This window comes from Paenibacillus xanthanilyticus, assembly GCF_042682185.1.
Taxonomy (GTDB): Bacteria; Bacillota; Bacilli; order Paenibacillales; family Paenibacillaceae; genus Paenibacillus_Z; species Paenibacillus_Z xanthanilyticus.
The window spans coordinates 3318243-3344488 of sequence record NZ_JBHUHA010000002.1; the positions used below are offsets into that span (position 1 = coordinate 3318243).

At 59.3% G+C, this 26246-nt stretch carries 22 protein-coding genes and 1 riboswitch; of the genes, 13 read left to right on the forward strand and 9 right to left on the reverse strand.

The window, feature by feature from the left end; all coding sequences use genetic code 11:
• Positions 1–85 precede the first annotated feature (85 nt).
• From ACFSKT_RS32120 to ACFSKT_RS32145, 6 genes are all read left to right on the forward strand, one after another.
• Entirely contained in the window at positions 86–931 is an 846-nt protein-coding gene (locus tag ACFSKT_RS32120) for a basic amino acid ABC transporter substrate-binding protein (RefSeq protein WP_377718833.1), read from the forward strand.
• A gap of 128 nt (positions 932–1059) precedes the next feature.
• Positions 1060–1707, forward strand: a complete 648-nt coding sequence (locus ACFSKT_RS32125) for an amino acid ABC transporter permease (protein WP_377718832.1) — start codon at positions 1060–1062, stop codon at positions 1705–1707.
• 3 nt (positions 1708–1710) lie between these two features.
• Positions 1711–2442 carry an amino acid ABC transporter ATP-binding protein gene (locus tag ACFSKT_RS32130; protein WP_377718831.1) on the forward strand — a complete coding sequence of 244 codons (732 nt, stop codon included), beginning with the start codon at positions 1711–1713 and terminating at the stop codon, positions 2440–2442.
• A 402-nt stretch (positions 2443–2844) separates the two neighbouring features.
• The gene (locus tag ACFSKT_RS32135) at positions 2845–3219 is read left to right on the forward strand and encodes a MarR family winged helix-turn-helix transcriptional regulator (RefSeq protein WP_377776383.1); all 375 of its coding nucleotides are present in this window, start codon (positions 2845–2847) and stop codon (positions 3217–3219) included.
• Positions 3220–3307: 88 nt separating this feature from the next.
• The gene (locus ACFSKT_RS32140) at positions 3308–4813 is read left to right on the forward strand and encodes a DHA2 family efflux MFS transporter permease subunit (protein ID WP_377718829.1); all 1506 of its coding nucleotides are present in this window, start codon (positions 3308–3310) and stop codon (positions 4811–4813) included.
• A 278-nt stretch (positions 4814–5091) separates the two neighbouring features.
• Positions 5092–7272 (forward strand): methyl-accepting chemotaxis protein, encoded by a 2181-nt coding sequence (locus ACFSKT_RS32145; protein ID WP_377718828.1) that lies wholly within the window; start codon positions 5092–5094, stop codon positions 7270–7272.
• Positions 7273–7427: 155 nt separating this feature from the next.
• On the opposite strand, the gene ACFSKT_RS32150 is transcribed toward ACFSKT_RS32145, so the two are convergent.
• Positions 7428–8765 carry a 5'-deoxyadenosine deaminase gene (locus tag ACFSKT_RS32150; RefSeq protein ID WP_377718827.1) on the reverse strand — a complete coding sequence of 446 codons (1338 nt, stop codon included), beginning with the start codon at positions 8763–8765 and terminating at the stop codon, positions 7428–7430.
• 66 nt (positions 8766–8831) lie between these two features.
• Positions 8832–8931, reverse strand: a riboswitch (purine riboswitch).
• 161 nt (positions 8932–9092) lie between these two features.
• On the opposite strand from ACFSKT_RS32150, the gene ACFSKT_RS32155 reads away from it, so the two are divergent.
• Positions 9093–10577, forward strand: a complete 1485-nt coding sequence (locus ACFSKT_RS32155) for a sensor histidine kinase (protein ID WP_377718826.1) — start codon at positions 9093–9095, stop codon at positions 10575–10577.
• Positions 10578–10703: 126 nt separating this feature from the next.
• Here ACFSKT_RS32155 and trhA read toward each other — a convergent pair whose 3' ends face one another.
• Positions 10704–11351 (reverse strand): PAQR family membrane homeostasis protein TrhA, encoded by a 648-nt coding sequence (trhA, locus tag ACFSKT_RS32160; protein WP_377718825.1) that lies wholly within the window; start codon positions 11349–11351, stop codon positions 10704–10706.
• Between the two features lie 560 nt (positions 11352–11911).
• On the opposite strand from trhA, the gene infC reads away from it, so the two are divergent.
• A complete protein-coding gene (gene infC / locus ACFSKT_RS32165; RefSeq protein ID WP_377718824.1) occupies positions 11912–12403 on the forward strand; it encodes a translation initiation factor IF-3 in 492 nt (163 codons plus the stop codon).
• A gap of 155 nt (positions 12404–12558) precedes the next feature.
• Here infC and thpR read toward each other — a convergent pair whose 3' ends face one another.
• The gene (gene thpR / locus ACFSKT_RS32170; protein ID WP_377718823.1) at positions 12559–13149 is read right to left on the reverse strand and encodes an RNA 2',3'-cyclic phosphodiesterase; all 591 of its coding nucleotides are present in this window, start codon (positions 13147–13149) and stop codon (positions 12559–12561) included.
• Between the two features lie 179 nt (positions 13150–13328).
• On the opposite strand from thpR, the gene ACFSKT_RS32175 reads away from it, so the two are divergent.
• A complete protein-coding gene (locus ACFSKT_RS32175) occupies positions 13329–13565 on the forward strand; it encodes a hypothetical protein (protein ID WP_377718822.1) in 237 nt (78 codons plus the stop codon).
• A 65-nt stretch (positions 13566–13630) separates the two neighbouring features.
• Here the strand turns inward: ACFSKT_RS32175 and ACFSKT_RS32180 are convergent, their stop codons facing one another.
• The gene (locus ACFSKT_RS32180) at positions 13631–14245 is read right to left on the reverse strand and encodes a PH domain-containing protein (protein ID WP_377718821.1); all 615 of its coding nucleotides are present in this window, start codon (positions 14243–14245) and stop codon (positions 13631–13633) included.
• 123 nt (positions 14246–14368) lie between these two features.
• The gene (locus ACFSKT_RS32185; RefSeq protein ID WP_377718820.1) at positions 14369–15112 is read right to left on the reverse strand and encodes an MBL fold metallo-hydrolase; all 744 of its coding nucleotides are present in this window, start codon (positions 15110–15112) and stop codon (positions 14369–14371) included.
• A 582-nt stretch (positions 15113–15694) separates the two neighbouring features.
• On the opposite strand from ACFSKT_RS32185, the gene ACFSKT_RS32190 reads away from it, so the two are divergent.
• The 4 genes from ACFSKT_RS32190 (at position 15695) to ACFSKT_RS32205 (ending at position 19635) form a co-directional block, all read left to right on the forward strand.
• Complete coding sequence (locus tag ACFSKT_RS32190; RefSeq protein WP_377718865.1) at positions 15695–16039, forward strand: metal-sensitive transcriptional regulator; 345 nt, start codon at positions 15695–15697, stop codon at positions 16037–16039.
• A 19-nt stretch (positions 16040–16058) separates the two neighbouring features.
• Complete coding sequence (gene copZ, locus ACFSKT_RS32195) at positions 16059–16262, forward strand: copper chaperone CopZ (protein ID WP_377718819.1); 204 nt, start codon at positions 16059–16061, stop codon at positions 16260–16262.
• 124 nt (positions 16263–16386) lie between these two features.
• Entirely contained in the window at positions 16387–18627 is a 2241-nt protein-coding gene (locus ACFSKT_RS32200) for a heavy metal translocating P-type ATPase (RefSeq protein WP_377718864.1), read from the forward strand.
• An 18-nt stretch (positions 18628–18645) separates the two neighbouring features.
• Positions 18646–19635, forward strand: coding sequence for a hypothetical protein (locus ACFSKT_RS32205; RefSeq protein ID WP_377718818.1), 990 nt, complete (start codon positions 18646–18648; stop codon positions 19633–19635).
• Positions 19636–19833: 198 nt separating this feature from the next.
• Here ACFSKT_RS32205 and ACFSKT_RS32210 read toward each other — a convergent pair whose 3' ends face one another.
• The 4 genes from ACFSKT_RS32210 to ACFSKT_RS32225 all read right to left on the reverse strand — a co-directional run bounded on the left by ACFSKT_RS32210 (position 19834) and on the right by ACFSKT_RS32225 (position 26052).
• Positions 19834–20271 carry a disulfide oxidoreductase gene (locus ACFSKT_RS32210; protein ID WP_377718817.1) on the reverse strand — a complete coding sequence of 146 codons (438 nt, stop codon included), beginning with the start codon at positions 20269–20271 and terminating at the stop codon, positions 19834–19836.
• Positions 20268–21002, reverse strand: coding sequence for a DsbA family protein (locus ACFSKT_RS32215; protein WP_377718816.1), 735 nt, complete (start codon positions 21000–21002; stop codon positions 20268–20270). The genes ACFSKT_RS32210 and ACFSKT_RS32215 overlap by 4 nt, the downstream gene beginning before the upstream one ends.
• Before the next feature lie 572 nt (positions 21003–21574).
• Positions 21575–22861 carry a glycoside hydrolase family 18 protein gene (locus ACFSKT_RS32220; RefSeq protein ID WP_377718815.1) on the reverse strand — a complete coding sequence of 429 codons (1287 nt, stop codon included), beginning with the start codon at positions 22859–22861 and terminating at the stop codon, positions 21575–21577.
• A 395-nt stretch (positions 22862–23256) separates the two neighbouring features.
• Positions 23257–26052 carry a multicopper oxidase domain-containing protein gene (locus ACFSKT_RS32225; RefSeq protein WP_377718814.1) on the reverse strand — a complete coding sequence of 932 codons (2796 nt, stop codon included), beginning with the start codon at positions 26050–26052 and terminating at the stop codon, positions 23257–23259.
• Between the last annotated feature and the right edge of the window lie 194 nt (positions 26053–26246).

Sequence of the window (26246 nt, forward strand, 5' to 3'; positions counted from 1 at the left end):
AACATTTTTGCAAATCTTGCATTGTATACCTGTCAGATTCCTGTTACTATTTTGATAAATCCATCAAATAGTAAAGGGTGTTCGTATGAAGAATTTGAAGTTATTGTCAATTCTTGCGTTACTTGTCGTTATTTTGGCAGCGTGTGGCTCGAAGAATGACGAAAGCACGAACAATGCGGCCAATAGCGGCGGCGGCGAAGACGCGAAGACCTACGTGATCGCCAGCGATGCTTCCTATGCGCCGATGGAGTACATGGATAAAGAAGACCTGGTCGGTTTCGACATCGACTTCCTGAAGGCCGTCATGGAAGAAGCGGGCCTGAAGTATGAAGTGAAGAACGTCGCGTGGGAGACGATGCTCGGCAGCGTACAGCAGGGCAAAGATTACGACGGCGCGATCTCGGCCGTGACGATTACAGACAAACGCCAAGAGACTTATGATTTCACCCTGCCTTATTTCGAATCGACGAACATGATCCTCGTCAAAGAAGGCAGCGGCATCACGTCTGCCCAAGATCTGAAGGATAAGACGGTCGCGGTGCAGATCTCCACGACGGCCGACGAGATTATGACCGGCATCATGGGCAATGGCAACACGAAGCTGAAGCGGTTCGAGAGCAACACGCTGGCGTTCATGGATATGGACCAAGGCGGGGCGGACGCGGTCGTCGCGGACATCGCGATCGTGCAGGAATATCTGAAGAACAACCCGGACAAGAAATATGAGAGCGTGACGGATTCCTCGTTCGCCTCCGAATATTACGGCATCCTGCTTCCGAAGGGCAGCGAGCTGAAGGCGAAGCTCGATCCGGCCGTGAAGGCGGTTATCGAGAACGGCAAATACGCCGAAGTATACAAAACCTGGTTCGGCGAAGAGCCGGACACGACGAATCTGCTCGCCGAGCTGAAGAAGCACGAAGAGGCGAAGTAGGATAGAAGCATTGGGTATCGGGAGCATGCGTCAAGCGGCAGCGACACGCATGCTTTTTGTTTGGGAAAGCGCATTGGTTTGCGTTCACGGTCGAAAGACCGGGAGATTAAGCAGAAAGGACGACATACATGGATTTTAGGTTCGATATCATTCTAGATTACTTACCGCTTCTTATGAAAGGAACCTTGTACACGATCGGCATCTCCCTTGCGGGGATCGTCATCGGTTCGATTCTCGGCCTCATCATCAGTCTGGGCAAAATGTCCGCGCGCTGGTATTTCAATTATCCCGCCAGCATCTACATCAACTTCTTCCGGGGCACGCCGCTGCTGGTACAAATCTTCCTCGTCTATTACGGCCTCGTGCCGCTGATTCTGGACACCACGGACGCGATCATCGCGGCCATCGTTGCGCTGGCGTTGAATGCAGCCGCTTACACGGCGGAAATTTACCGGGCTGGCATCCAATCGATCGATCGCGGGCAGTCCGAGGCAGCGTATTCGCTCGGCATGACGCACGCGCAGGCGATGCGGCTGGTCATCCTGCCGCAGGCGATCCGGCGAATGGTCCCGGCGTTCAGCAACGAGTTCATTACGCTGATCAAGGATTCGTCGCTCGTGGCGGTCATTACGGCGCCCGAGATCATGTATTGGAGCAAGGCGATGGCGGCGCAATACTCCCGCGTATGGGAGCCGTATTTGGCGGCGGCGCTCATCTACTTCATCCTGACGTACGTGCTCGGCAAGGTGCTCAGCTACGTAGAGAGGAAGGTGTAACGCATGGCGGCTGTTATTGAAGTAAGCCAGCTGAGAAAAGCTTACGGCCCGAACGTCGTCCTGGAGAACGTCAGCGTGAACGTGCAAGAAGGCGAGGTCATGGTCGTGATCGGTCCGTCCGGATCCGGCAAATCGACGCTGCTCCGCTGCCTGAACGGGCTGGAGACCGCGCAGAGCGGGGATATTCGGATCGAAGGCCGATCGCTCATGGACAAGGCGACGAAGCTCACCGACATTCGGACCGAAGTCGGAATGGTGTTTCAACAGTTCAATCTGTTCCCGCATTTGACGGTTCTTGACAACATTACGCTTTCCCCTATTAAAGTGAGAAAGCAGAATCCGGAACAAGCAAAGGCCAAGGCGATGGAACTGCTCGGCAAGGTCGGACTTGCGGAGAAGGCAGGCGCTTTTCCGGCATCGCTCTCCGGGGGCCAATCGCAGCGGGTCGCGATCGCGCGGGCGCTGGCGATGGAGCCGAAGATCATGCTGTTCGACGAGCCGACCTCCGCGCTCGACCCCGAGATGGTCGGGGAAGTGCTGGCGGTCATGAAGCAGCTGGCGAAGGAAGGCATGACGATGGTCGTCGTGACGCACGAGATGGGCTTCGCCCGGGAAGTCGCGGATCGCGTCGTCTTCATGGAGCAGGGCGGCATCGTCGAGATGGGATCGCCGGCGGACATTTTCGAGCGGCCGAAGCAGGAGCGCACACGGGCATTCTTGTCCAAAGTGCTGTAGCAAGAGGGAAGAGGCAACAACCTCGGCGTAGGGCGGGAAGACCCGTTCGCCGGCTGAGGTACATGAAGAGAGACCCACGGCGACGTGGGTCTTTTTGTCATGTCAAATGGGCCACGGACGGACCTTATTCGCGAGTATCTCGGTAAGGTGAAGGTGAATCAGCGCGGAATGGCAAGGGTAATCTAAAAAAGGATTCTTCCGGATTTGCAAATTTTCCATTGACCTGCAGCAAGGAAATAAGGTATATTACTAAATGTTTTAGAGCTAAAGTTTTAGAACTAAACAATTGAGGTGTAAATGAAAAGAAGGTGAAAGCCGATGCAGGCGAATGCCCGATTGCTGGAGTTACCTGCACTATTCAAATGTTTCATGAAAAAAGCGACGCAGGAGTGGAAAGAGACGATGGAGCATGACTTGTCCATCTCGCAGTTCCGCATGCTCTATGCGTTATATGCCGAAGGGCCGGGGAAGTCGGCCGACTTGGCGGTGTCACTCGGCGTCACGCCGGGTGCGGTAACGGGATTGGCCGATCGGCTCATGGAAAAGCGGTATGTTACGCGGACGCGCGACGGCCAGGATCGGCGGGTAGCCCTGCTTGCAATCACGGATGAGGGGCGCCGGTTCGTGGAGGGGATCAAGAATCGGCAGCAGGACGCGCTCGAGACGATTTTCGATCGGTTGAACGACGAGGATATCGAGCATCTATGCCGGATCTTCACATTGCTGCTGGATCGTGAGCCGAACGCTTCGCAAGCGAACGCGCGCGCGGCCGAATAGAGGCAGAGGCTGACGCTCCGCCGCCAGGCCTTGGCGCAGCCGGTTCACCCTGCCATACATTAAATAGAGAGTGAGAGAGGGAACAAACATGAGTCAAGCTGTAACGCAAACGCTGCGCAAGGGACCGATCGTGGCCTCCCTGCTGATCGGGGCTTTCGTCGCCCTGCTCGCGCAAACGCTGCTGAACGTCGCGCTTCCGAAAATCATGGAAGACCTGAACGTCAGCGCCAATACGGTGCAATGGCTGTCCAACGGCTATATGCTCGTCAACGGCGTTCTGATCCCGGTCAGCGCTTATCTAATTAGTAAATTTACGACGCGGAAATTATTTGTCACCTCGGTTGCCTTATTCGTGATCGGCACGATTCTTTGCGCGATCGCGCCAGGCTTTGAGATGCTGCTGGCCGGTCGTCTCGTGCAAGCGGCGGGCGCCGGTATTCTGATGCCGCTGATGTCGATCGTGTTCCTGACCATCTTCCCGGTCGAAGAGCGCGGCAAGGCGATGGGCATGATGGGACTTGCGATGATCTTCGCCCCCGCGATAGGTCCGACGCTGTCCGGTTGGGTCGTCGAGCACTATTCGTGGCGCGTCCTCTTCTACATCGTGCTGCCGCTTTCGCTGTTCGCGCTCATCTACGGCGCGATCTCGATGAAGAACGTGACGCGCAACGGCGACTCGAAGCTCGATACGCTCGGCGTCATTCTGTCGACGCTCGGCTTCGGCGGCCTGCTGTACGGCTTCAGCGACGCCGGCAAAGACGGCTGGGATAGCGCGGTCGTGCTGACCTGTCTCATCGTGGGCGTCATCTCGCTGGCGTTGTTCGTCTGGCGCGAGCTCACGGTCGATAAGCCGCTCCTGGAGATCCGCGTATTCTCTTACAGCATGTTCTCCCTGACGACGGTCATTAACGTCATCATCACGATGGCGATGTTCTCGGGCATGATCCTGCTGCCGATCTACCTGCAGACGATCCGCGGCTTCACGCCGCTCGAATCCGGCTTGCTGCTGCTGCCGGGCGCGATTCTGATGGGCATCATGTCGCCGATCACCGGCATTATTTTCGATAAAATCGGCGCGCGCTGGCTGGCGGTCGTCGGTCTGATCATCACGACGATCACGACGTACGAATTGAGCAAGCTGACGGTCGACACGACATACAACCACATGCTCTTCTTGTACACGGCCCGCATGTTCGGCATGTCGATGCTGATGATGCCGATTCAGACGGCGGGCATGAACCAGCTGCCGGCGCGGCTGAACGCGCATGGATCGGCGATGTCGCAGACGCTCCGCAACGTGGCGGGCGCGCTCGGCACGGCGCTGCTGGTGACGATCATGTCCAACCATGCCGCCGAACGGGTGAAAGAGCTCGTCATCGCCGGCCAAGTGGATCAGACGGACAAAGTCAAAATGGGCGCGATCGTTCAGCAGGCGACGGTAGACGGCATCAACCACTCCTTCGTCGTCGCGACCTGGATTACGATTGCCGCGCTCGTGCTGGCCTTCTTCATTCGCAAGGTGAAGCCGCATCAGGAGACCGATGCCGTCCAAGAGGCGGGAAAAGCGACGCCTGCTCCTACGCCTGCGAAATAACCGCTCGAATCCGCAACCAACCCATTCACCCTCGAACGCGACTACCCGCGGTCGAGGGTTTTTTTTTGCAAAAAAATGTAGCCATTATATTCCTATATGCTTATTTAAAGGTTGATTTCATGATAGAATAATAGTCGAAAGTGCCTAATTCGACATACATAGTCATAGGTTGACAATTTTCTTGTATCGACATACGATTTTGGTATGTTAAGTTTTGTGACATAAGTGAAGTGGGGAAGACACTGCTTAGCCAGGCATGATGATGAGTAAAGGATGGGGTGGCGAAATTGCGGCTGAAGGAGCGGCTTAACGCAAGTAAGCAGTTGAAGATGCTAAAATCATGGGGGAACAAAGCCTCGGCGAAGGCGCGTCCGCTCGTGCGCGCGGCGGCCCGCAAGTGGAAAGAGGCGAACGTGGGCGAGAAGATCAAGAACGTGGAGTTCAAAGGCGGGCTGAAGTTTTTGCACTCGGTCGGCTTTAAGCTGTTCACGACGATTTTCGTCGCGATCGTCGCCTTCGTGCTCGTCGTCGGGGCATTCTCGTATTCGATCGCGAAGAACATGCTGGAGGACAACGTATCCTCCGCCAGCCAGCAGAGCATTATGCTGACCGGCGACAAGGTCGACGCGACGCTGATGCGGTATGAATCGCTCGTCTCGTCCATTCTGATGGAATCGGACATCATCCAGCAAGCGCAAGGCATGATCGCGGCCAAAGGGGATGCGCAGCGCATGGCCGCCGGCCTCGTGCTGAAGCAGCGTCTGCAGGAGCGTCTGCTCTCGGATGGGGATGTGCTGGGCGTCTCGCTCTATACGCTGCAGGGCAATCAATTCCTGCATATGGGCGACACGACCAATAATGTGAAATACGTCGCGGGCGAGAATTGGTTCATGTCCGCGCTCAAGAACAAAGATAAGATGGCGTGGAGCGCCTCGAAGAACGGCGAGGTGCCGGTCGTCACGATGACGCGTCTGATCAAGAACCCGTCCACGAGCTCCGATCTGTACGTTATCCAGCTGGAGATGAAGGCGGAAGCGCTGGCCAAGCAGCTGGACGTGAAGCTCGGCGAGACCGGCGGGCTGAAGCGCATCGTTCGCGAAGATATGATGGTCATCACCTCGACCGATCTGGCGGAGGTCGGCAAGCGCGCCGATATCGAGATGCCGAAGGCGAAAGAGGTCGCCGGTTCCTTCCACGACAAGGTCCAGGGCGAAGAGATGATCGTGCTCTACCAAACCCTGTCGTCGGTGGAAGGGTGGACGGTCGTCGGCAGCTTCAGCGCGGAGGAATTGGTCGCGCAAGCGGACAAGATCTTCAACTTCGTCGCGATCATGGCGGTGCTCGCGGCGGTGCTGGCCATCGGCATCGGCTGGTTCATCGTGCACAAGGTCGCGCGTCCGCTCGTGCAGCTCAGCATGCTGATGAACGAGGGCGAGCAAGGCAATCTGACGGTTCGCTCCGATATTAAAGGCCGGGATGAGATCGGGCGTCTTGGCATCAGCTTTAACGTCATGATGGAGAATATCACGAAGCTGGTGACGCGCACGAACGATTCGGCGATGCATGTGCTGAAGACCGCGCAGGAGCTGGCCGAGGCGTCGAAGCGGACCGCGCAGGCCGCCAAGGAAATTTCCACGGCAACCGAAGAAATCGCCGGCGGCGCGTCCACGCTCGCGATCGAAGCGGAGCGCGGCCAATCGCTGACCGACGCGATCAACGAACGCGTCGTGCGGACGATCCGCGCCAACGACGAGATGGGAGCCTCCGCCGAGGAAGCGCGGGCAGCCAGCGCACGCGGCACCGACGCGATGAAGGTGCTGATCGTGCAGACGGACAAGACCGAGGAGATGACGCGTTCGCTCGTCGAGAAGGTCGGCAAGCTCGGCGACAGCGCGAAGGCGGTCGACCAGATCTCGGTGCTGCTGAACGATATTACGAAGCAGACGAACGTCCTCTCGCTCAACGCGACGATCGAAGCGTCCCGCGCGGGCGAGGCCGGTCGCGGCTTCATGGTCGTGGCGGGCGAGATTCGCAAGCTGGCCGAGCAGTCCAAGACATCGATTCAGACGGTCAGCAAGATGGCCAAGCAAATTCAGCAAGAGGTCGGCGAAGCGGTGTCGTCGCTCTCCGAGGTATATCCGATGTTCCATCAGCAGGCGGTATCCGTGCAGGAGGCGGACGTGATCTTCGGCAGCGTGCAGGAGCGCATGAGCGGTCTCTCCGCGAAGCTGACGGAAGTGACGTCCTCGGTCCAGGAGCTGGAGCAGACGCAGCGTCAGCTGTCCGAGACGATGAGCGGCGTCAGCGCCGTCGCCCAGCAGTCGTCGGCTTCCTCGGAGGAAGTGGCGTCGCTTGGCAGCGAGCAGCTTGGCGTCAGTAATAATCTGGTCGAACTGGCCGATCGGCTGCAGGATCTTTCCGGCGAGCTGAAGGCGATCATCGGGGAGTTCAAGTTCTAGACAATAGAGCGGCGATAATGCCGTCACATAAGCAGTAAAGGCGAAAGCCGCTGTCGGGCAACCGACAGCGGCTTTTTTGACATAGCGGACCGGACAAGGATAAACGATATCTCAGTCCCACCTGGCAGCCGCAATGCCTTGCGGCGAAAGAATCATCAGGCGATCGACGTCCGACTGAGCAGCCGCTTGATGGCACGGTCCGACTCACGCAGCACAATCTCCTTGTCGACGGTAGCCATGATGCCTTGGTGCATGACGACTTTGCCGTCGATGATCGTCGTCTCGACGTCGGCGCGCGTCGCGGAGTAGACGATGCGCGAGATCGGGTCGACGTCGAACGAAGGGAACGTGTGGAAGTTGTACAGGTTCAAAATGGCGAGATCCGCCTTCTTGCCGACCTCGAGGCTGCCGATCTGATCCGCGAGGCCGACCGCGCGTGCGCCGCCGATCGTCGCCATCCGGAATACGGTGCGCGCGTCCATCGCGGTCGGGCCGTGCGCCGGCTTTTGAATAAGGGCGGCCAAGCGCATTTCGTTGAACATGTCCAGGTTGTTGTTGCACGGCGCGCCGTCCGCGCCCAAGCTGACGGAGACGTGCGCGTGCAGCAGCTCGGGCGTCTCCGCAATGCCGGAAGCGAGCTTCAGGTTGGAGCCCGGGCAATGGCTGACGTGTACGCCGCGCTCCCGAAGGATGCGCTTCTCCTCGGCGTCCAGCCAGATCGCGTGGGCGAGGATAAGCCGTTCGTTGGCGAGTCCAATGTGATCGAGATAGACGACGTTGCGCATGCCGGTCTCCGCCTGCACGATCTCGATCTCGCCTTTGTTCTCGGATGCGTGCGTATGCACCTTCACGTTATAAGAAGCAGACAGGTCACGCACTTCCGTCAGCAGCTGCTCCGTGCAGGAGATGACAAAGCGCGGGGAGAAGGCGTATTGAATGCGGCCGTTGTCGTGTCCGTGCCACTTCTCCAGCAGATCGACGCTCTCTTGAATGGAGTCGGCCGTCTCCTCTTGCAGCTCGGCGGGGATGTCGCTGCTCTTGCGATCCATCATCACTTTGCCCGAGAGGGCGCGGATGCCGCTTTTCGCAATCGCTTGGAAGGCCGAATCGGTATGGTGAACGGTCTCCATGTCGACGATCGTCGTGGTGCCGCTGGCAATCAGTTCGCCGATGCCGAGCATCGCGGAGTAATAAAGCGATTCTTCGTCGTGCGCCGCCTCGAGCGGCCATATGCGTTTGCGCAGCCAGTCCATCAGCTCCAGGTCGTCCCCTTTGCCGCGGAACAGCGTCTGGCAGAGGTGGATGTGGGTCTGGACGAAGCCGGGAATAACGGTGCGGTTCGCGGCATCGATAACGCGGTCGACGGGACCGGAATCGAGGTTCGGACCCATGGCGGCGATGCGGTCGTTCTCGATCAGGATATCGCCGTGCATAATCTCCTCCGCTTTGTTCATCGTGACGATCTGCGCGTTCTTAATCAGCAATTTGGACATGGGCGGTTCCTCCTTTAATGAGCGGCTCCCGGCCAGCGGGCACGAAAAAAGCCACGAAAAAATACGCTGGCGAGCATATTTCTTCGTAGCTAGAAATTTACGGTTTCTAAGTAGAGACCCTTAATCCGATCATTAAGGTTATACGAAAAAAATTATTCAGTTTGCCGTGATTGATGTCATAATAATCCAAACTAGATTTCATGTCAAGGGTGGGTCAAGAAATATGACATGAATTGCGGAGTGGATGATCGGATGATGCTCTGCAGCGACGTGGACTCGTGTAGTATACTAATACCATCATCTAACAAGGAGAGGAAACTTGCCGCGATGCCAAGCTCATCCGGGTTCGTGAGTTCATTTTTCGTCAACATCAGCTTGATGCTGTTTCTCATGTATATGGCGAGTCTCGTGTATAAATACGCGATCTTCCGCTGTTCCGCGCGGACGAAGGAAGTGTTGTTCATTGCGCTGGCGATATTCGCCGGCTGGGGGGCGATGCATTACGGCGTCCAGCTCTCGGAATCAGTGCGGCTGGATATGCGGATTCTTCCGCTAATCGTAGCTCCGATGTTCGTGCGAAGTCGCCTGTCGATCGTGATGATCGGCGTAGGCATCGGACTGGCCCGACTGACCTTTGGTCTTCAAGCAGCCGCTTGGGTCGGCTTTGTGAACTTGTCGCTGATGGGCGTATTGCTCGCGGCGCTGATGCAATTGTTGGAGTCGAAGCGATTCTCGTTCGCCAAACGGATGACGGCCGTCATCCTGGCCATGAACACGTGGAACGTCTTGTTCCTGTCCGTGTTCGGGGTGATGCCGACGATGGAGTATCTGTCGGACGTGGTGCCTCCGACTTATGCGCTCAGCTTGAGCTACGGCTTCCTGTTCGTCTTCGTCCTGCGGGAGTTCATCGTGGAGGCCGGTCGCAAGGAGGCGCTAGAGCAGGCCAATGCCAAGCTCCGCGATCAATATCGGATCGCCGAGGAACGGAGTTCGGAGCTTGCGCTGGCCAAGCTTGCGCTGGAGGATACCAACGAGCAGCTTCGGCGCTCCTCGCAGTACAAGACCGATTTCCTGGCCAACATGTCGCACGAGCTGCGCACGCCCCTCAATTCCATGATTGTGTTCTCGCAGCTGCTGGAGGAGAACGCGGAGGCGCGTTTTAGCCCGGAGGAGGTCCGATATGCGGGCATCATCCGGTCATCGGGCGAGCAGCTGCTGTCGATGATCAACGACGTGCTGGATTTGTCCCGCGTCGACGCCGGCCGCATGGAGCTGGAATTCGACGTGCAGAGCATCGCCGAAATCGTGCAGCAGCTGGAATACGTGTTCGGTTCGCTCGCCGGGCAGAAGGGGCTCGCTTTCGCAACCCGGGTAGAGGACGCCGTGCCCGAGTTCCTCCGGACGGACGGCAGACGGCTGTACCAAATTTTGCAAAACTTGCTGGCGAACGCGTTGAAATTTACGGAATCCGGCGAAGTTCGGCTGACCGTCGGCCTGGCGGGGCTGATTCATGGCCAGGCGGGCGTGCGGGAGGTCGTGTTCGCGGTGGAGGACACCGGGATCGGCATCGCGGCGGATAAGCAGGCCTATATTTTCGAAGCGTTCCGCCAAGCGGACGGCTCGACGAGCCGGCTTTACGGAGGCAGTGGGCTGGGGCTTGCGATCTCGCAGCGGTTCGCCCATATGCTCGGCGGCCGGATCGAGGTGGCCAGCGAGGAAGGGCGAGGCAGCCGGTTTACGCTGCATATGCCGCTGCCTGCGCCGGAGGGGGCGGCGGCCGCCCGGTTGCCTGTCGTTCCGGGTAGTCGCTGACCTGCTGGACACCGGCTTCGTTTCGTCAACCATTCGGTTCGGCAACGACGACAAACCCGTTCATCGCCTTGCGGCGGCGAACGGGTTTGTTCGTTGCGAAAAACATCGGATTCGCGAGCCTGCAGGCTAAACGCGGGGCAGCATATACAACAGCACCGAGAAAAAGTGCAGCGCGGAGCCGGCCAGTACGAACAGATGCCAGACCGCATGGTGGTACGGGAAGCCGCGCCAGACGTAGAAGATCGTGCCGACCGTGTAGCAAATCCCGCCCGCGATGAGTAAATTCAATCCGCCTGCCGGCAGGCTGGCAGTGAGCGGACCCCAAGCGAACACGATCAGCCAGCCCATCAGAATGTAGAAGAGCGTGGACGTGAACAGGAATCGCTTGGTGAAAAAGGATTTGAACACGACGCCGACAAGCGCGATGCCCCAGACGAGTCCGAACAGCGTCCAGCCGAGCGGACCGCGCAGAATGCCGAACAGAATAGGGGTATAGGTCCCGGCGATGAACAAGTAAATGGACGAGTGGTCCATGATCTCGAAGAAGTCTTTCAAGCGTCCTTCCGGGAAACTGTGCACAAGGGTGGACGAGGTATACAGCAGCAGCATGGTGGAGCCGAAAATGGTAAAGCTGACGACATGCCAAGCCGTGCCGTGCAGGCTGGCGTAGACGATGAGCAGCACGAGCGCCGCGACGCTCAGAAGCGCGCCGATGCCGTGGGTGACGGCGTTGGCGACTTCTTCCCGGCGGCTGTAGGTGTACGTATTGGCCATCCGATTCACTCCGCTTTCCTTAAATTAGTTATGAGGTTAAGCACGGGCGAGGCTGCCCGTCCGAGAGCCTTCGTTCCTCCTATTATACCATATGGGCGACCGAATGCCGAAGTGCGTCTTGACGGAAGAACGCGATAATGTCCTTATGCTGCTCCTGAGTCGAAGCGCGGCAGCAGGGTATTCGCGATCCAACCAACAGACGCACGTTGCTGATACGGGGACTGTGATGTAGATCATATACATAGTAGCCCAAAAAGGTGTATATCCTTAGTGGGTGCTGTTTTTGACGACGAACGATCCCACGCATGCAAATTGAGGAGGATGACATCATAATGACGATTATCATGGTCTTATTTGCGCTGATCGTATCGACAATGATCTTAATATCCGCGGTTTATGATTATGAGGTAAGCCATCAATAGGATCACGATGAACGCTTACGTTCGAATAAGGAATATTTCGTCCTAATGCTATTGCGGTATAGGCCGGCGCATCCTCGACCTCGACTGGGCGGCGGCTATCGTTCATAATAAGAACAAAACCGCTGGAGGACAGGCTACATGCTAATTATGAACGAGAAAATCAAAGCGTCGGAGGTGCATCTCACCGGCGTGGACGGGGAGGATCTCGGCGTCGTGCCGCGCGAGGAAGCGTTGGCGCTGGCCAAGAAGCTGAAGGTTGATTTGGTATGCACGTCGCTGATGAGCAGTCCGCCGCCGTGCAAGCTGGTCGGCGCAGGCGCCGCCAAGCAGCAGGCGCAGAAGGACAAGCAGGCCGAACGCCGGCAGGAGCAGGGCTTGAAGGTGAAGGAGCTGCGCTTGACGCCTCATATCGAGGAGCACGACTACGACACGAAGAAGCGGCAGGCCGAGAAGCTGCTCGCGTCCGGCAATGCCGTACAGCTCGTCGTGAAGCTCTCCGGCAGCAAGGAAGGGCAGCAAGCGCGCGAGCTGCTAGAGCGGTTGACCAAGGAATTGTCCGCTTACGGCACGCGCGAGAGCGGCATCCAGGTAAGCGGCAAGCAGGCGGCCGTGAAAGTGAATCCGAAGTAGGGAACAGGAAGGCCGATTCGCGCCGTAATGGCGGAATCGGCCTTTCGTGCGTTCTCGCGAGGCGCTGGGCTACCGGCCGCGAACGCGCTGCCTTGCTGCGCGTGCCGAGGGTGAGTCACCCGGTACAAACCTGATGAGCGGGTTACGGGATGGGGTTACTGTCCAAGCGAAAAGCGGGTCAGCGGCTCGTACATCGGCTTGCGGTTCAGATGGCTGCGATAGAGCACGATATCGGCGGCTTCCCAAGCGAACGGACGGCCGAGCGGGTCGACGGGGGCGCCGTACCTCTCAATGGCATCCTGCTTCATCGGCGCCTCGCCCCGATACTCACGCGCGACGGTCAAATGCGGGTGGAAAGGCCGATTGTCGGGCGCGAAGCCGATGCTCTTCATGGCGTCTGCCACGCGGCGCTGAATCTCGTGCAGCGCCTCGGCGCCCTCCCCGCCAATCCCGGCCCATAGAATAGCCGGCGATGCGGGGCGGCCGAAGGTGCCGAGCGAAGCGACCGTTAACGCCAGCGCGGTGCCTTCGGATCCGGCCGCCGCAGCCGCCAGCTTGCGGGAAATTTGCTCATAGCGGTCGGTCTCCGTGTTGCCGAGGAACTGCAGCGTGATATGGAGATCCTCGGGATGCGTCCATTTGCGAAAAGGCAGCTCGCGCGCAAGCGGTGCGGACCAATTGGCGATGCCTGTTTTGACCGGCTTGGGCAGCGAGACCGCGACGAAGAGACGGTGCGATTCCGTCATGCGAATCATCTCCTTCCCTAGATAGGATGCCCCGTCGGCGCGAGAGGATTACGGCGGCTTATGTGCAGACGCTTCCGGATCAGGCATCTGTAAGCACGAAGGTTTTAAATGCAAAGGGGTATGGTAAAATAAGGTATACAATCGGTGAGAACAGGGTTCGAGGAGGCGAAATCAACGGGATGGAACGTTCCTCTTTGCATCAAACGCAGCCGGCCGAGCAAGTCGAACAACGGCTGCTGGACGACGCGCCGGCGTGGGAGCAGCTGCGGGAGAGCCAACGGATCGAAGGCGGCGGACCGCCGCGCCCGGTCGATTGGCAGGCGATGCCGGGTCCTGTCCGCATATTCGGGTATTTCTTTATCGCCGCTTTCGCCGCGTCGATGGCCGGCGTGCTCGTCGTGACGCTGTGGAAGTGACGGCCGCGCGAGGCGTATGGCCACAAAAAAGACCGCGTCCGAAAGGAACGCGGTCATTCGCGTGATTAACGGTTAATATACCGCTCGAACACGTGCGTGTAGTCTTTCACCTTGTATTGTTTCTGCGCCGCGGACAGCCAGTCGAACGCGGATTGGTTAATCGCGTTAAACTGCTCGGCGACGTTGATGTCGGCCTTCTGAATGTTGCTGACCGTCGATGCGGCCATGTCCAGGCTTTGGCGGGCGAAATCGAGCGTGATTTCGTTCTCGTGCGTAATCTCGGCGATGCGAAGCAGCGCCTTGTACAGGTCCTTCACTTCTTCGATATGCTTCTTATGAACGTCGATCGAGAGCGTCGTGCTGCCGATCGTGAATTTGATCTCCACGTCAAGGTCGACCGTGCCGGCCGTCTCCAGCGTGACGTTGGAGATGCGGTGCGTGACGTACGGATAACGCTCCAGCGTCCGCTTTTTGCTCATCGCGCTCGTGCCGTTCAGATGGATAAGAGCCAGGTTCGTGAAGCAATATTCGTCCGCCTTGGACTTAATCAGGAAGAAAATTTTCTCGTTGTCTTCGTGGAAGACGTAATCGTCCGCATCCACCTTGTCGTAGTTCTCGGGGCGAATGACCGCGCCTACATCGCTAAGGCCGAGCATATCGGCAGCTACTTTTCCAAACATCTACCCGTTCCTCCTTGGTTATCCCATGAGTGGTGTGCATTGCTATTGTAGCATACGGGCCGGACGCGAAGGCGTTTCGTTCCCTTTAGATTTGTTAAAGGTTGGATGGTCGGCAAGGTGGGGTTATTGTGCAGTCAGCATAGCCAGCTCCCTTAGGCGCTCGGCTGCATTGCCGGCGTACAAGCCGCCGTGGTAGCAGATGACGGTCTCGATCTCGTAGCGGCACAGCTCGCGGACGGACTGGATGGCGGCTTGCATATCCCATGTGAGAGCCGGCGGGGAAATCTGAAGCTCTCCGTCTTCAATTATCAGGGCGTCGACGGCGATCAGTGTTTTACTGGCGGGATGATATAAACTAATGTGACCTGGCGTATGGCCAGGTGTAGGGATGACGGTGACTCCGCCGCCATAGGGGAGCGTCTCGCCGCCGGTCAGCAGCCGGGTAACGTCCGCTCGAGGCATATTGGCGATCAGCCTTTTGAAGGGCGCGCTCATCGCTTCCGGCCAACTGTCGATGTCTTTCAGGGCGTCGCCGCTGAACTTAAGCAGCATCTGCTTCCCTTCGATGAACGGCTGTTCGAACGGATGGGCCAGCACCTCGAGCGGCTGCGGCGCGGCCTGCAGCAGTCCAGGCAGCCCGCCGATATGATCGATATCTTGATGAGTAACGATGACCGCGGTTAACTGTTCGAGCGATACGCCGGCGTCCCGGAGCGCTTCCTCCAGAAGCGGCAGCTGGCCGGGGTACCCGGCGTCGACGAGCGCGGCGGAATCGCCGTCTCGAAGCAATACGGGGTGAATCGTGCGCTCTTCGCCGAGCAAATGAGCGGTGAGGGTGAGCATGGTGACTGGATTGGAATGAACCATTATAATCGCCTCCAATAGTCGGAATGAATGTTCTCAGACTATAAGGATAGCGGTAAAAAGTTACCTTGTAAATAAAATATTTAATTATACCATACATTTTTGAATTTGTCAACTATTATTTTTCTGAGTCCCAATTTGTCACGACTGACAGGCGGCTTAGAATGGATAGGCTAGTCGGACTGGACCTGGCCAGCCGTTTTCATTTTAGCAAGAAGTGAATCGGCCGGCGGGCAGCGGGGTCGTATGATATACCCCTAAGGAGTACCGGGGATCGTCTTTCCGCTATGCATCAGCCCTTATAGAACGAAAGCAGGTAGGAGATGCGGCTTGCCGGTTCTCCTACCTGCTTTCGTCGGCGTACGGATAGGGCGAGATAGACGTGTATCTTGGCGAGATTCGAGAAGGTGGTTGTCTAAAGCATCGCTAATGCACGGCGAATAACCGGTTGGCAGCATCCATATACATAACCGGGGCGGAGATCGGACAGCGTAAAGGAAGAGGCTTGAAAAAGTTCATTTCGCCCGTTGACATACCCATGGGGGGTATTGTATATTTGATTCACGAGGTGAGCATGCTATGAACATGGAAGATAACCACACAGTCACTGCGGAATGCGGGCACGAATCGTGCGACCACGCCTCCGGCGGCGAGCGCAAGAGCCATCATTCGGACAAAACGAAGTCGAATTTGATCTCGCGCCTGAATCGGATCGAAGGACAAATTCGCGGCGTGAAAGGCTTGATCGACCGGGATGCCTATTGCGACGATGTGCTGAACCAGATCGCGGCTATTCAATCGGCGCTCAACAGCGTCGGCAAGCTGCTGCTGGAAGGACACATGAAGAGCTGCGTCATCGAGCGGATTCAAGCAGGCGACGACGACGTTATCGACGAGCTGCTCATTACCGTGAAGAAATTAATGAAATAAGGAAGCGGAGGGCTGTACGATGCAGCGAGAAACGTTGAAAGTGGAAGGCATGTCCTGCGGACATTGCGTAAGCTCGGTCGAGGGCGCCGTGAAGAAGCTGGGCAACGCGGAAGCGAAGGTCGATCTGGCCGGCAAATCCGTCACCGTCGAATTCGACGCGTCGAAAGTGTCGCTTAGCGCGATCAAGGAAGCGATTGAGGATCAAGGTTACGACGTGGTGTAACCGGCTTGGCATAGGGAGCTGGCCTCGGAAGAGGCGGCTCCTACATTTAGCTCGAATTTATACCCTACAGGGGTATAGTTCGTTACTATAGATACGGAAGGTGATCCCGATGGGCGAAAGGGCGATGCCGCACGCTAGCGGCGAGCAGTTGAATCCGGATGTAGAGCAAATGACCTTGGATATCGAGGGAATGACGTGCGCGGCGTGCGCGAACCGGATCGAGAAAGGTTTGAATAAGCTGCCGGGGATGCAGCAGGCGACGGTCAATTTTGCGATGGAGACGGCTCACGTGGCATTCGCGCCATCGGGACTGACGATCGATCAAGTGGTGAACAAGGTAGAGCAGCTGGGCTATCACGCCAAGCCGAAGGTCGAGCGGGAAGATAGCGGCGATGCTCGGCAGGCGGCGATTCGCAAGCAGCAGTTGAAATTTGCGATCTCCGCGCTGCTGTCGCTTCCGCTGCTCTGGGCGATGGCGGGCCATTTCTCCTTTACGACGTGGCTGTGGGTGCCGGAGTTGTTCATGAACCCGTGGTTCCAGCTGTCCTTGGCCACGCCGGTCCAGTTCGTAATCGGCGCACACTTTTATACGGGGGCGTACAAAGCGCTTCGCAGCCGCAGCGCGAACATGGATGTGCTCGTGGCGCTGGGGACGTCGGCGGCTTATTTCTACAGCTTGTATTTGACGCTTGAAGCGGCGGCGAATCCGCATCATCATGGCGGCGTAGAGATGTATTACGAGACGAGCGCCGTGCTGATCACGCTCATTCTGCTCGGCAAGCTGTTCGAGTCGATGGCGAAGGGACGCTCCTCCGAGGCGATCAAGAAGCTGATGGGCTTGCAGGCGAAGACGGCGCGCGTGCTGCGCGACGGTCAAGAGGCGGATGTGCCGGTCGAGCAGGTCATCGTGGGCGATATTGTCCTCGTCCGTCCGGGCGAGAAGGTTCCGGTCGACGGCGTCGTGCTCGAAGGCGCGTCCGCGGTCGACGAGTCGATGCTGACGGGCGAGAGCCTCCCGGTCGACAAGCGCGCCGGCGATTCGGTCATCGGCGCGACGCTCAACAAGAACGGCGTGCTGACCGTGCAGGCGACCAAAGTCGGCAAAGCGACGGCATTGGCCCAAATCATCCGTGTCGTGGAGGAAGCACAAGGCTCCAAGGCGCCGATCCAGCGCGTGGCGGATGCCATCTCCGGTATTTTCGTGCCGATCGTGGTGGCGATCGCCGCGGCCGTGTTCCTGCTGTGGTACTTCGGCATCGATGCCGGTAATCTATCCGGCGCGCTGGAGAAAGCGATCGCGGTGCTCGTCATTGCGTGCCCGTGCGCCCTGGGTCTTGCGACGCCGACGTCGATCATGGCCGGTTCCGGCCGCGCGGCGGAGCTCGGCATTCTGTTCAAGGGGGGCGAGCATCTCGAGTCGGCGCACCGGCTCACGACGGTCGTCCTCGACAAGACGGGTACGATCACGCACGGCAAGCCGGTACTAACGAACGTGAAGCTGGAGAACCGCTGGGACGCCGGCGAGCTGCTGTCTTGGATCGGCGCGGCCGAGCGCCATTCGGAGCATCCGCTGGCCGAAGCGATCGTGGAGGGCATCAAGGAAAGAGGGATTGCGCTGCCGGCCGCCTCGCATTTCGAAGCGATTCCGGGCCACGGCGTCCGGGCGACAGTAGAAGGACATGAGCTGCTCGTCGGTACGCGCAAGCTGATGACCGAAGAGGGCGTCGATGCTTCGGCCCTGCTCGCAGATATGACGGGCCTGGAGGAAGCGGGACGTACGGCGATGCTTGTCGCGGTAGACGGACGGCTGGCCGGACTGCTCGCCGTGGCGGATACGATCCGCGAGACGTCGAGGGAAGCGGTCGCCCGCCTGAAGGCCATGGGCATCGAGGTCGTCATGATCACCGGCGACAACGAGCGGACGGCGCGCGCCATCGCCAAGGAAGCGGGCGTGGATCGCGTGCTGGCCGAGGTGCTGCCGGAGGGCAAGGCGGCGGAAGTGAAGAAGCTGCAGCAGAGCGGCGCGATCGTCGCGATGGTCGGCGACGGGATCAACGATGCGCCGGCGCTGGCGACGGCGGACGTCGGCATCGCGATCGGCGGCGGGACGGACGTGGCGATCGAAGCCGCGGACGTGACGCTCATGCGCGGTGATTTAAACGGCATTGCGGATGCCATACTGATGAGTAGGAAAACAATGGCAAACATTAAGCAGAACCTATTCTGGGCGCTGGCCTACAACGTCGTCGGCATCCCGATCGCCGCCAGCGGTTTCCTGGCTCCATGGCTGGCTGGCGCGGCGATGGCGCTCAGTTCGGTATCGGTCGTGCTCAACGCGCTGCGGCTGCAGCGGGTCAAATTTTGATCGAGAAGGAGATGGATCATGGTACGCAAATGGCTGGTCACGGCGCTTGCTGCGGCGCTCGTCTTGGGCGTGGCGGCGGGCTGCGCGAAGAAGGACGGAGAGGAGGCGCCGGCGGCAGCGACGGAAAGCGCGCATGGCGGACATAGCAGCGGGCAAGAGGAGGCTGCCGCGACAGGTGACGGCCACGGCGCTCATGAGGACGCAGTCGAAGTCGGCGAGGAGGGCGCGGACGAGACGGCGCCGGCGGAAGCATCGAGCGGCCATGGCGGCCACAGAAGCTCCGGCGGCGGGCATGAGGAGTCCGCAGGCTCGGCGGTCCAGACGGAAGCGGCATGGTCGTATTCCAGCGATAAGCCGTCGCCTGGCGTGAATACTGTCGTGACGATTCGGGTGACGGACGCGGCAGGCAAGGCTGTCGAGAAGTTCGACATTAACCATGAGAAGGAAATGCACGTCATCGTCGTCAGCAAGGACTTGAGCTTCTTCAATCACATTCACCCGGTCTACAAAGGCGAAGGCGAGTTCGAGGTGACGACGGCTTTCCCGGCGGCTGGCGAATATAAGCTCATAGCGGATTATATTCCGTCTGGCGGCGGCGCCACGACCAAGAGCGCCTGGTTGACGGTTAGCGGGACGCCGGCGGCGCCGGCGAAGATCGAGCCGGACAAGCAGCTGACGCGAACGGTGGACGGTGTGGAGGTCGTGCTGGAAGCGGAGCATTGGATGGCCGACATGGAAATGGAATTGAACTTTGCGATGAAGGACGCGGCGACGAAGGAACCGATTACCGACCTGCAGCCGTATCTCGGCGCCGTGGGGCACGTCGTGATTCTGAGCGCGGATGCCGAGCACTATCTTCACGTGCATCCGGTCGACGAGCAAGCCAAGGGCCCGGACGCGACGTTCATGACGACCTTCCCGCACAGCGGCGTGTACAAAATCTGGGGCCAGTTCCAACGCGGCGGCGAGACGTTCGTCGTGCCGTTCACGGTGAACGTGCCGGAGTGACGGGGAGGCACGGGATCACGGGTCTAGGGCGGCCATCTGGCCGGCGGGGACAACGGAGCTAGGAAGGTAAGGGAACCGATTGCCGGGAGGCGATCGGTTTTTCCATTTTCATGTCCCCGATAACGCAAAAAGCCCGGTTCCGCCGCCCCCATGCACGCATGCGTGCTGGCGAACGGTAACCGGGCTTTCCGAAATCGATTACGCTTCCTCTTGTTCTGCCGGTTCTTGCTGCGCGCTTCTTCCCACGATGAGGAAGATCGTAATCAGAATGAAAGCGATGAGCGCCAGGAACGGAATCGTGACGATGCCGCCGAACCAGTCGAGATAATCCTGATCGCACGGGATGCCCTGCGTGCACGGGAGAACCTTCGCCAGCGCGGGGATCTGCTGCTCCAGATAGTGGTAGAGCGAGAATCCGGCGCCGATGATGCTCAGCGGCAGCGCGTAGCCGATGATCCCGCGGTCGTTGCGGTAAGCCGCCCTTCCGAGCAGGAGCACGAGCGGGTACATTAGGATGCGCTGGTACCAGCACAACGTGCAGGGCATGAAATCCATCACTTCGCTGAGAAACAGGCTGCCGCCGGTGGCGACGAGCGACACGACCCAGGCAAAATAGAGCGCGTACGACTTGATCATGCGGCGTCCTTCGCGGCTTTCGCTTCGCTCAGCGCCTTCTCGATCGCGGACTTGATCGCCCCGTAATCCATGACGTTGTCGAACTTCTCGCCGTTAATGAAAATCGAAGGCGTGCCCGTGACTTTGGACGAGCGGGCTAGTCCGTTATGGTCTTCGACCTCATCGGCGTACGTAGCGTTCTCGATGTCGCTGCGGAGCGTATCGTAATCGACGGCGATGTTGTTGTCCTGCGCCAGCTTGACGAGGAAGTCGACCGTCGCCCATTGCTCGGTCTCGGGGCCTTGGTTTTTGTAGATCAAATCGTAGTACTTCCAGAACTCGTCTTTGTTCTGATGATAGACCGACTGGGCGGCATAGGCGGCGGTGAAGGAATCCGGTCCGATAAATTGGAAATTAGCGAAATAGAGGCCGACGTCGCCGGAGTCGACGAAATCCTTCTCGATTTGCGGCACGATCGTCTGGCTGAACGTTTGGCAGACCGGGCATTTGTAGTCGCCGAACTCGACGATTTTGACCGGCGCGTCGGCTTGGCCGCTCAGCGGCAGCGCCTCGTAGTCGAAGTCGACGATATCGCTTGGTTTGAATGCGATGGCAAGCGCGATCAGGCCGACGAATACGACGGCGGTCAGGCCCATGATCCAGCGCATCCGCTGTTTCTTCTTTTGTGCCTCGTGTTGGCGGATTGCCTTATAGTTGGCCTTATGCGCAGCTTTGGCTGTAGCTTTTTGCAACGGAAAAACCTCCAGTATAAAGGATGATGTGAGGGAAGACGGGCCGTTCGTCAAAAGCGGGGCGATGCCGCATCTGCTCGCACTACAAATTGTAGTGTTTAAACGGAGTTTCGTCAATTGACAGACTGGCGAACAATCCCGAAGGGTTGCGGGCGGCGTGAAGCCGATGCAGGCGGAGCGAAAGCTGCGGGGGTTGTTCGGGCGAGCTTGCGATTGGCGCTAACGTTTAGCGGCGTTAACCTTTAACGCGGGAAATGAATCTCCCTCCTTCCGGAATGAATTTCGGCCGATGGCAAGCGCCTATTCGTATCATACTAAATTCACATGGAAAACGGATTCATTTTATACAAAAAATTAAAGTTTTTGGCGAGATATATGCGAAAGGGGAGACATTCCTTGTTTTCGAGCATCCTTGTTGGGAGTGGGCCGGCGAAGAAGGGGCTTGTACCGCTGTATGCAAGACGAGGTTCGTGGGGCTGTGGAAGACGCGCGGTTCCGAATTCGCGCCGGGCGGCGTAGACCCGGGAGGTTCAGCTTCTTCGATCCTCCCGAGTCGCCTATCGTTCACCCGACTAACGTTTCACGACGTTGAAATTATCCTGGATTAACAGCCAGTTCTGCGGGAAGCTGAGGCCCAGCTTCCAGTAGCTGATGCCGCGTAAACCGAGCTCCTTGAGCAGGTCGAACTTGGCCTGTATGGAGCGGGCGTCCTCGAACCAGACGATGTGCTCCTTGCGGTTGTCGTCCCAATAGCGGAAGGTCGGCGCCTGGGCGGTGTAGTCGTACTCGATCCGGGCGTTCTCGCGGCGGGCGATGTTGATCGCCTCCTGCGGGCTGACGGCGCGCGCGTACTGGCCGCCCTGGACGAACGGCAGCGTCCAGTCGTAGCCGTACAGATTTTGGCCCATCATGATTTTGCTGCCGGGCATCTCGGTCAGGGCGTATTCGAGGACGCGCCGAACCGGCCCGATCGGGGAGACGGGCATCGCGGGGCCGCCGCTGTAGCCCCATTCGTATGTCATAATGATGACGAAATCGACGATTTCGCCGTGTGCTTTGTAATCGTGGGCGGTGTACCATTCGCCCGTCTGGGAGGCGCTGGTCTTCGGAGCGAGCGCCGTCGAGATGAGGTAGCCTTGGGCGTGCAGGCGGTCGGCAGCCTTGCGCAGGAATTGGTTGTACGCTTCGCGGTCGGCCGGACGCAGGTGCTCGATGTCGAAATGGATGTCGCGGAACCCGAGCCGCTGCGCGGTGGCGATGATATTGTTCAGCAGCGTATTTTGGAGCGCTTCGTCATTCAGGATGATCTGGCCCAGCTCCGCGCTGAACTGGTCGTTCTCCAGATTGGTGACCACCATCATCAGGGTGACGCCGTTCTGGTCCGCGATGGCGCGGAAGTTGTTCAGCTCGGGCGGGGCGAGCGTGCCGTCCCGGTTGATGCGGAAGCTGAACGGGGCCAAATACGTCAGATCCGGCGCGGCATCGCGGACGGACTGCTCGAGCGCCGGCGTGACGCCCGATGCGCGCGGCTCGACGTAGGCGTTGATCTCCGCGTTCCGCTTCGGCCGCGGCGGTATGTACAGGCGGAGGCCGACGACGAGCTGGTTGCCCGCGCCAATGTTATTGACGCGCGCGAGCGTGGCGGCGTCGGTGCCGAAGCGGCTTGCGATCGTCGTCAGCGTATCGCCCGGCTGCACGAAGTAGTACCGGCCGACGATCGGGATGACCAGCGCCTGGCCGATGACCAGCGTTAGAGCGGGATTGATCTCGTTGGCCTCGGCGATCTCCTGCACCGACGTACTGTACGCCTGTGCGATGCCAAACAGCGATTGGCCTGGCTGCACGACATGGATTTGCATGATTGGTTATCCCCCTTATGCGGCATGTCGCCGCTTCATTTCCCGTTGCGCAAAACTGCCGTCATGGCTAGCGTATTCGCGTGTTGGGCTGCGCATGACAGTTGTCGCGACCCCATCCCCCTCGAGGTCTCCCTCCTCCCACCTCCTCCGCCGAGGAGGCTCCAAAGGGCGTTGCCCTCTGGACTCCCGTTTTCGTGCGGAGCGATTGTTCGTGGTAGGCGGGTGGTATGGAGTTGGCACGCTTTTGTCCTGTCGGACAAAGCTAACATTGGTGTCGCTCCCTGTGCATCTTTGCCGGGCCCCATAGCCTGGCTTCCGGGATGTGTGGGTGCCGAATGACAAAAAAAGCGGGCCAGACTCGTGTGAGCCCGACCCGCCTGGGTGCATTGCTTTTCTTATTCCGGGTGGTTCTGCGTTGCGCTGCCGACTGTGTACGGGGCTACAATGCCTTCATACATCAGATGCATCGACATGCCGGCTTTGGCATGCAGCAGGTTGTGGCAGTGGTCCATCCATAAGCCGGGATTGTCGGCGCGGAAGGCGATCTCGTACGTTTCGCCCGGCAGGACGTCGAGCGTGTCGATCCACCACGGACTGCCGTCCGCCGCTTCGCCGTTGCGCGAGAGCACGAGCGCGTGATGGCCGTGCAAATGCATCGGATGATCGACCATGGACCGGTTGACGATCGTGATTTTCGCGAGCTCGCCTTCGCGGACCATGTACATCGGCGTGTTCGGGAACACCTCGCCGTTCATCGTGTAGAGCTGGTCGAAGCCGCCGTTGTAGAAGCCGAGCTTGTTGTCGATGATCATCTCGAACGAACGGTCGAACGCGCTCGCGGCATCGAACGGCGTGGCCGCCGGCTGTCCGTAATGCAGCGGGTCGAATTCTTCCATCGCCGGGATGGCGGGGAGATCGCCTTGGCCGTCCGGGCTGAGGAAGATGCCGAGGTCCTTCCGACCGCCGACGCTTAGAAATACGGGGCCCTCCGGCATGTCGAACGTCAGGTCGTACCTTCCGCCGGTCGTGAGCGTCACTTTCACGTCGCGCAGCTCGCCCGGCTCGTTCACGTTGGTCCCGTCGGTCGCGGCGACGCGGAAGGCGGTGCCGGTCAGCAGGTACGATTGGCGAACCCAATCGTCGGTGTTGATGAGCCGCAGGCGGACGGGCGTCCCCGGCTGCACGTCGAACCGCTGCACGCCGTCGTTCGCGCCGATCGCGAAGGTGCTACCCCATAGATGGGTCATGACGGTGAAATCCCGCTCGACTTCGATCGTCTCCGTTATTGGCGCGAAGGGTACGGTATCACCTACGCTGACCGCGCCGCCGTCGCTGCTCTGGAAACTATCGCCCGGAGCGGTATCCTCGGCCGTCGGAGCGGTTGCCGCCGACTCTGCCGCGAACGATGGCTCATACGAGGCTAAAGCGAAGCCGTCATCGGACGACGAAGATGCATGAGCGGAAGCAAGGGCTGCGCCATCTCCGGTCTCCAGATCAAACGAGGGCGTTCGCGCCTCCAATTGATCCTGCGTTTTCCCCGTCTTCGGCTGCGGCTGCGGCGCGCTTGGTTGCGGGTTGGTTGGCTGCGCTGCGCCGGCATCGTTCGTCTCGCTTGGTTTCGGAACGCTCGGCTGCGCCATATCGCCTTGCTGCGTCCCGGCCGAGCCTTCATCCGTCTTCGGTCGAGCGAGATCGAGCAGTCCTTCCTCATCCAAGTCGAAGTCGGCGTCGGAGCCGGTCTCGTGGTCGGCGAACCCGTCGGTCGGCGTTTCCGTCGCATCGGTTGGAGCCGTTCCTTCCGCGGGGAGAGCGGGCTCGGTGTTCGGGGCTTCGGGAGCAGGACTCGTTCCCGTACCGCCATTCGAGGTCCCGCTAGGCTGCTCCGTCCCGATCGCCCCCTCGGAAGGCATAAGCTGCTCCGTGCTTTGCTCGATATCCGATCCGTCCGTGACGACACCGGTATCCGGGAATGCTTCCGTTCTTCCAGTATCCGCGCTTGCGGCAGGATCGACGATCAAGGCGCCGAACAAGCCTTTGGCGACCGCTTCCCGCGAATGCTGATGCGAGTGGTACCAATACGTGCCGGTCTGCTCGGCGACGAAACGGTACGTATGCGTCTCGCCCGGCATGACCGCGTTCTGGGTAGCGCCGGCGACGCCGTCCTCGGCGTTCGGCACGTCGAGGCCGTGCCAATGAATCGTGGCGCCGCCCTCGATGTCTTTGTTCACGAGCGTGACTTCGATCAGCTCGCCTTGCTTCATCCGCAGCTGCGGGCCGGGGATCTGGCCGTTGAACGTCCATGCTTCCACGGATTTGCCGGAGGCAAGCTTGACGGTCTTCTTCTCGGCGGTCAGCGTAAAGCGCTGGTCGGGCGCGCCTTCTCGAGGACCGGTAAGGTCGGACACGGATACAGAGCCTGGCGCGGCGGCTTCCGTGCCGTGGGCATGAGCGAGCGCCGCACCGCCGCCGAAATCGGCCGGGCCGCTAGCCATGTCGACCGTGGCCGGCAATAAGCTGGTCTCCCGGGCGAGATAGCCCAATGGCGCGGCGACGGCGGCGAGCAGGAGCGCAACGCCGAATCCGGCGGCCGCGCTGCGCCATGGACGCGAGACGACCGGGGTTTCGGTCAGGGCGATTTTGCGCGAGCGGCGGCGGTGTTTGACCCACAAGCCGTACCAGACCAGCAGCACGACCGCGACGGGAATGCCCGCGTCGATCCAATCGAACGGCGCGGCCATCGTCATGGCGAGCAGGAAGACGGCCGCCCCGCTCCAAGCCAACGCTTGGAAAGGCGCGACGATGCCCGGCTGCGAAGCGCGGCCGAGCGTCTCGTTGGCCAGCGGCGTCTCCTCTTCGTATCGGGACAGCTCCCGACGGAGCAAGAGCAGCTTCGGCACCGCGACGAACCAGGCGGCCAGCAGCGGCAGCACGGTCATCGGCGCCAGAAAGAATACGCGATCCTGCCAATACACAGGTTCGAATCGCTGCATAAGCAGGATGGCCCCTGCGGTCTGCGCCGCGACGGGCAGCGTCAAAATAAACGTCCATGTGATGAGCTTGCGCGCCTTGCGGCGCATGCGCGGCGCGGAGCCGCTGTATACGAGCCGGGATGCTTTCGTCCCGGCGATCCAGCCGAGCGCCAGCAGCAAAGCCGGCGCTGCGAGCGTGAGACCTGCGAATAAACTGTACAACCTAAACAACCTCCCTAATGATGTAAGAACGCTTCGGGCGTTCATCTCTAGTCCCCAGTTTACCGGGAGGGAGGAGGGGGCGGAACGGACGCGGGAATGGTTTGCGACCTAGACTTTCGCCCGGGGAAAGGGGGGGCTGCGAAGCAGAATAGCGCCCGCCTTGGGCGAAGTTATTTATTGACAGTTGCGTAATG

Excerpts from the sequence above, each read along its gene's own strand:
- ACFSKT_RS32120 (WP_377718833.1), top strand. The coding sequence starts at position 86 with ATGAAGAATTTGAAGTTATTGTCAATTCTTGCGTTACTTGTCGTTATT.
- ACFSKT_RS32125 (WP_377718832.1), top strand. The coding sequence starts at position 1,060 with ATGGATTTTAGGTTCGATATCATTCTAGATTACTTACCGCTTCTTATG.
- ACFSKT_RS32130 (WP_377718831.1), top strand. The coding sequence starts at position 1,711 with ATGGCGGCTGTTATTGAAGTAAGCCAGCTGAGAAAAGCTTACGGCCCG.
- ACFSKT_RS32135 (WP_377776383.1), top strand. The coding sequence starts at position 2,845 with ATGGAGCATGACTTGTCCATCTCGCAGTTCCGCATGCTCTATGCGTTA.
- ACFSKT_RS32140 (WP_377718829.1), top strand. The coding sequence starts at position 3,308 with ATGAGTCAAGCTGTAACGCAAACGCTGCGCAAGGGACCGATCGTGGCC.
- ACFSKT_RS32150 (WP_377718827.1), bottom strand. The coding sequence starts at position 8,765 with ATGTCCAAATTGCTGATTAAGAACGCGCAGATCGTCACGATGAACAAA.
- ACFSKT_RS32155 (WP_377718826.1), top strand. The coding sequence starts at position 9,093 with ATGCCAAGCTCATCCGGGTTCGTGAGTTCATTTTTCGTCAACATCAGC.
- trhA (WP_377718825.1), bottom strand. The coding sequence starts at position 11,351 with ATGGCCAATACGTACACCTACAGCCGCCGGGAAGAAGTCGCCAACGCC.
- infC (WP_377718824.1), top strand. The coding sequence starts at position 11,912 with ATGCTAATTATGAACGAGAAAATCAAAGCGTCGGAGGTGCATCTCACC.
- thpR (WP_377718823.1), bottom strand. The coding sequence starts at position 13,149 with ATGACGGAATCGCACCGTCTCTTCGTCGCGGTCTCGCTGCCCAAGCCG.
- ACFSKT_RS32175 (WP_377718822.1), top strand. The coding sequence starts at position 13,329 with ATGGAACGTTCCTCTTTGCATCAAACGCAGCCGGCCGAGCAAGTCGAA.
- ACFSKT_RS32180 (WP_377718821.1), bottom strand. The coding sequence starts at position 14,245 with ATGTTTGGAAAAGTAGCTGCCGATATGCTCGGCCTTAGCGATGTAGGC.
- ACFSKT_RS32185 (WP_377718820.1), bottom strand. The coding sequence starts at position 15,112 with ATGGTTCATTCCAATCCAGTCACCATGCTCACCCTCACCGCTCATTTG.
- ACFSKT_RS32190 (WP_377718865.1), top strand. The coding sequence starts at position 15,695 with ATGGAAGATAACCACACAGTCACTGCGGAATGCGGGCACGAATCGTGC.
- copZ (WP_377718819.1), top strand. The coding sequence starts at position 16,059 with ATGCAGCGAGAAACGTTGAAAGTGGAAGGCATGTCCTGCGGACATTGC.
- ACFSKT_RS32200 (WP_377718864.1), top strand. The coding sequence starts at position 16,387 with ATGCCGCACGCTAGCGGCGAGCAGTTGAATCCGGATGTAGAGCAAATG.
- ACFSKT_RS32205 (WP_377718818.1), top strand. The coding sequence starts at position 18,646 with ATGGTACGCAAATGGCTGGTCACGGCGCTTGCTGCGGCGCTCGTCTTG.
- ACFSKT_RS32210 (WP_377718817.1), bottom strand. The coding sequence starts at position 20,271 with ATGATCAAGTCGTACGCGCTCTATTTTGCCTGGGTCGTGTCGCTCGTC.
- ACFSKT_RS32220 (WP_377718815.1), bottom strand. The coding sequence starts at position 22,861 with ATGCAAATCCATGTCGTGCAGCCAGGCCAATCGCTGTTTGGCATCGCA.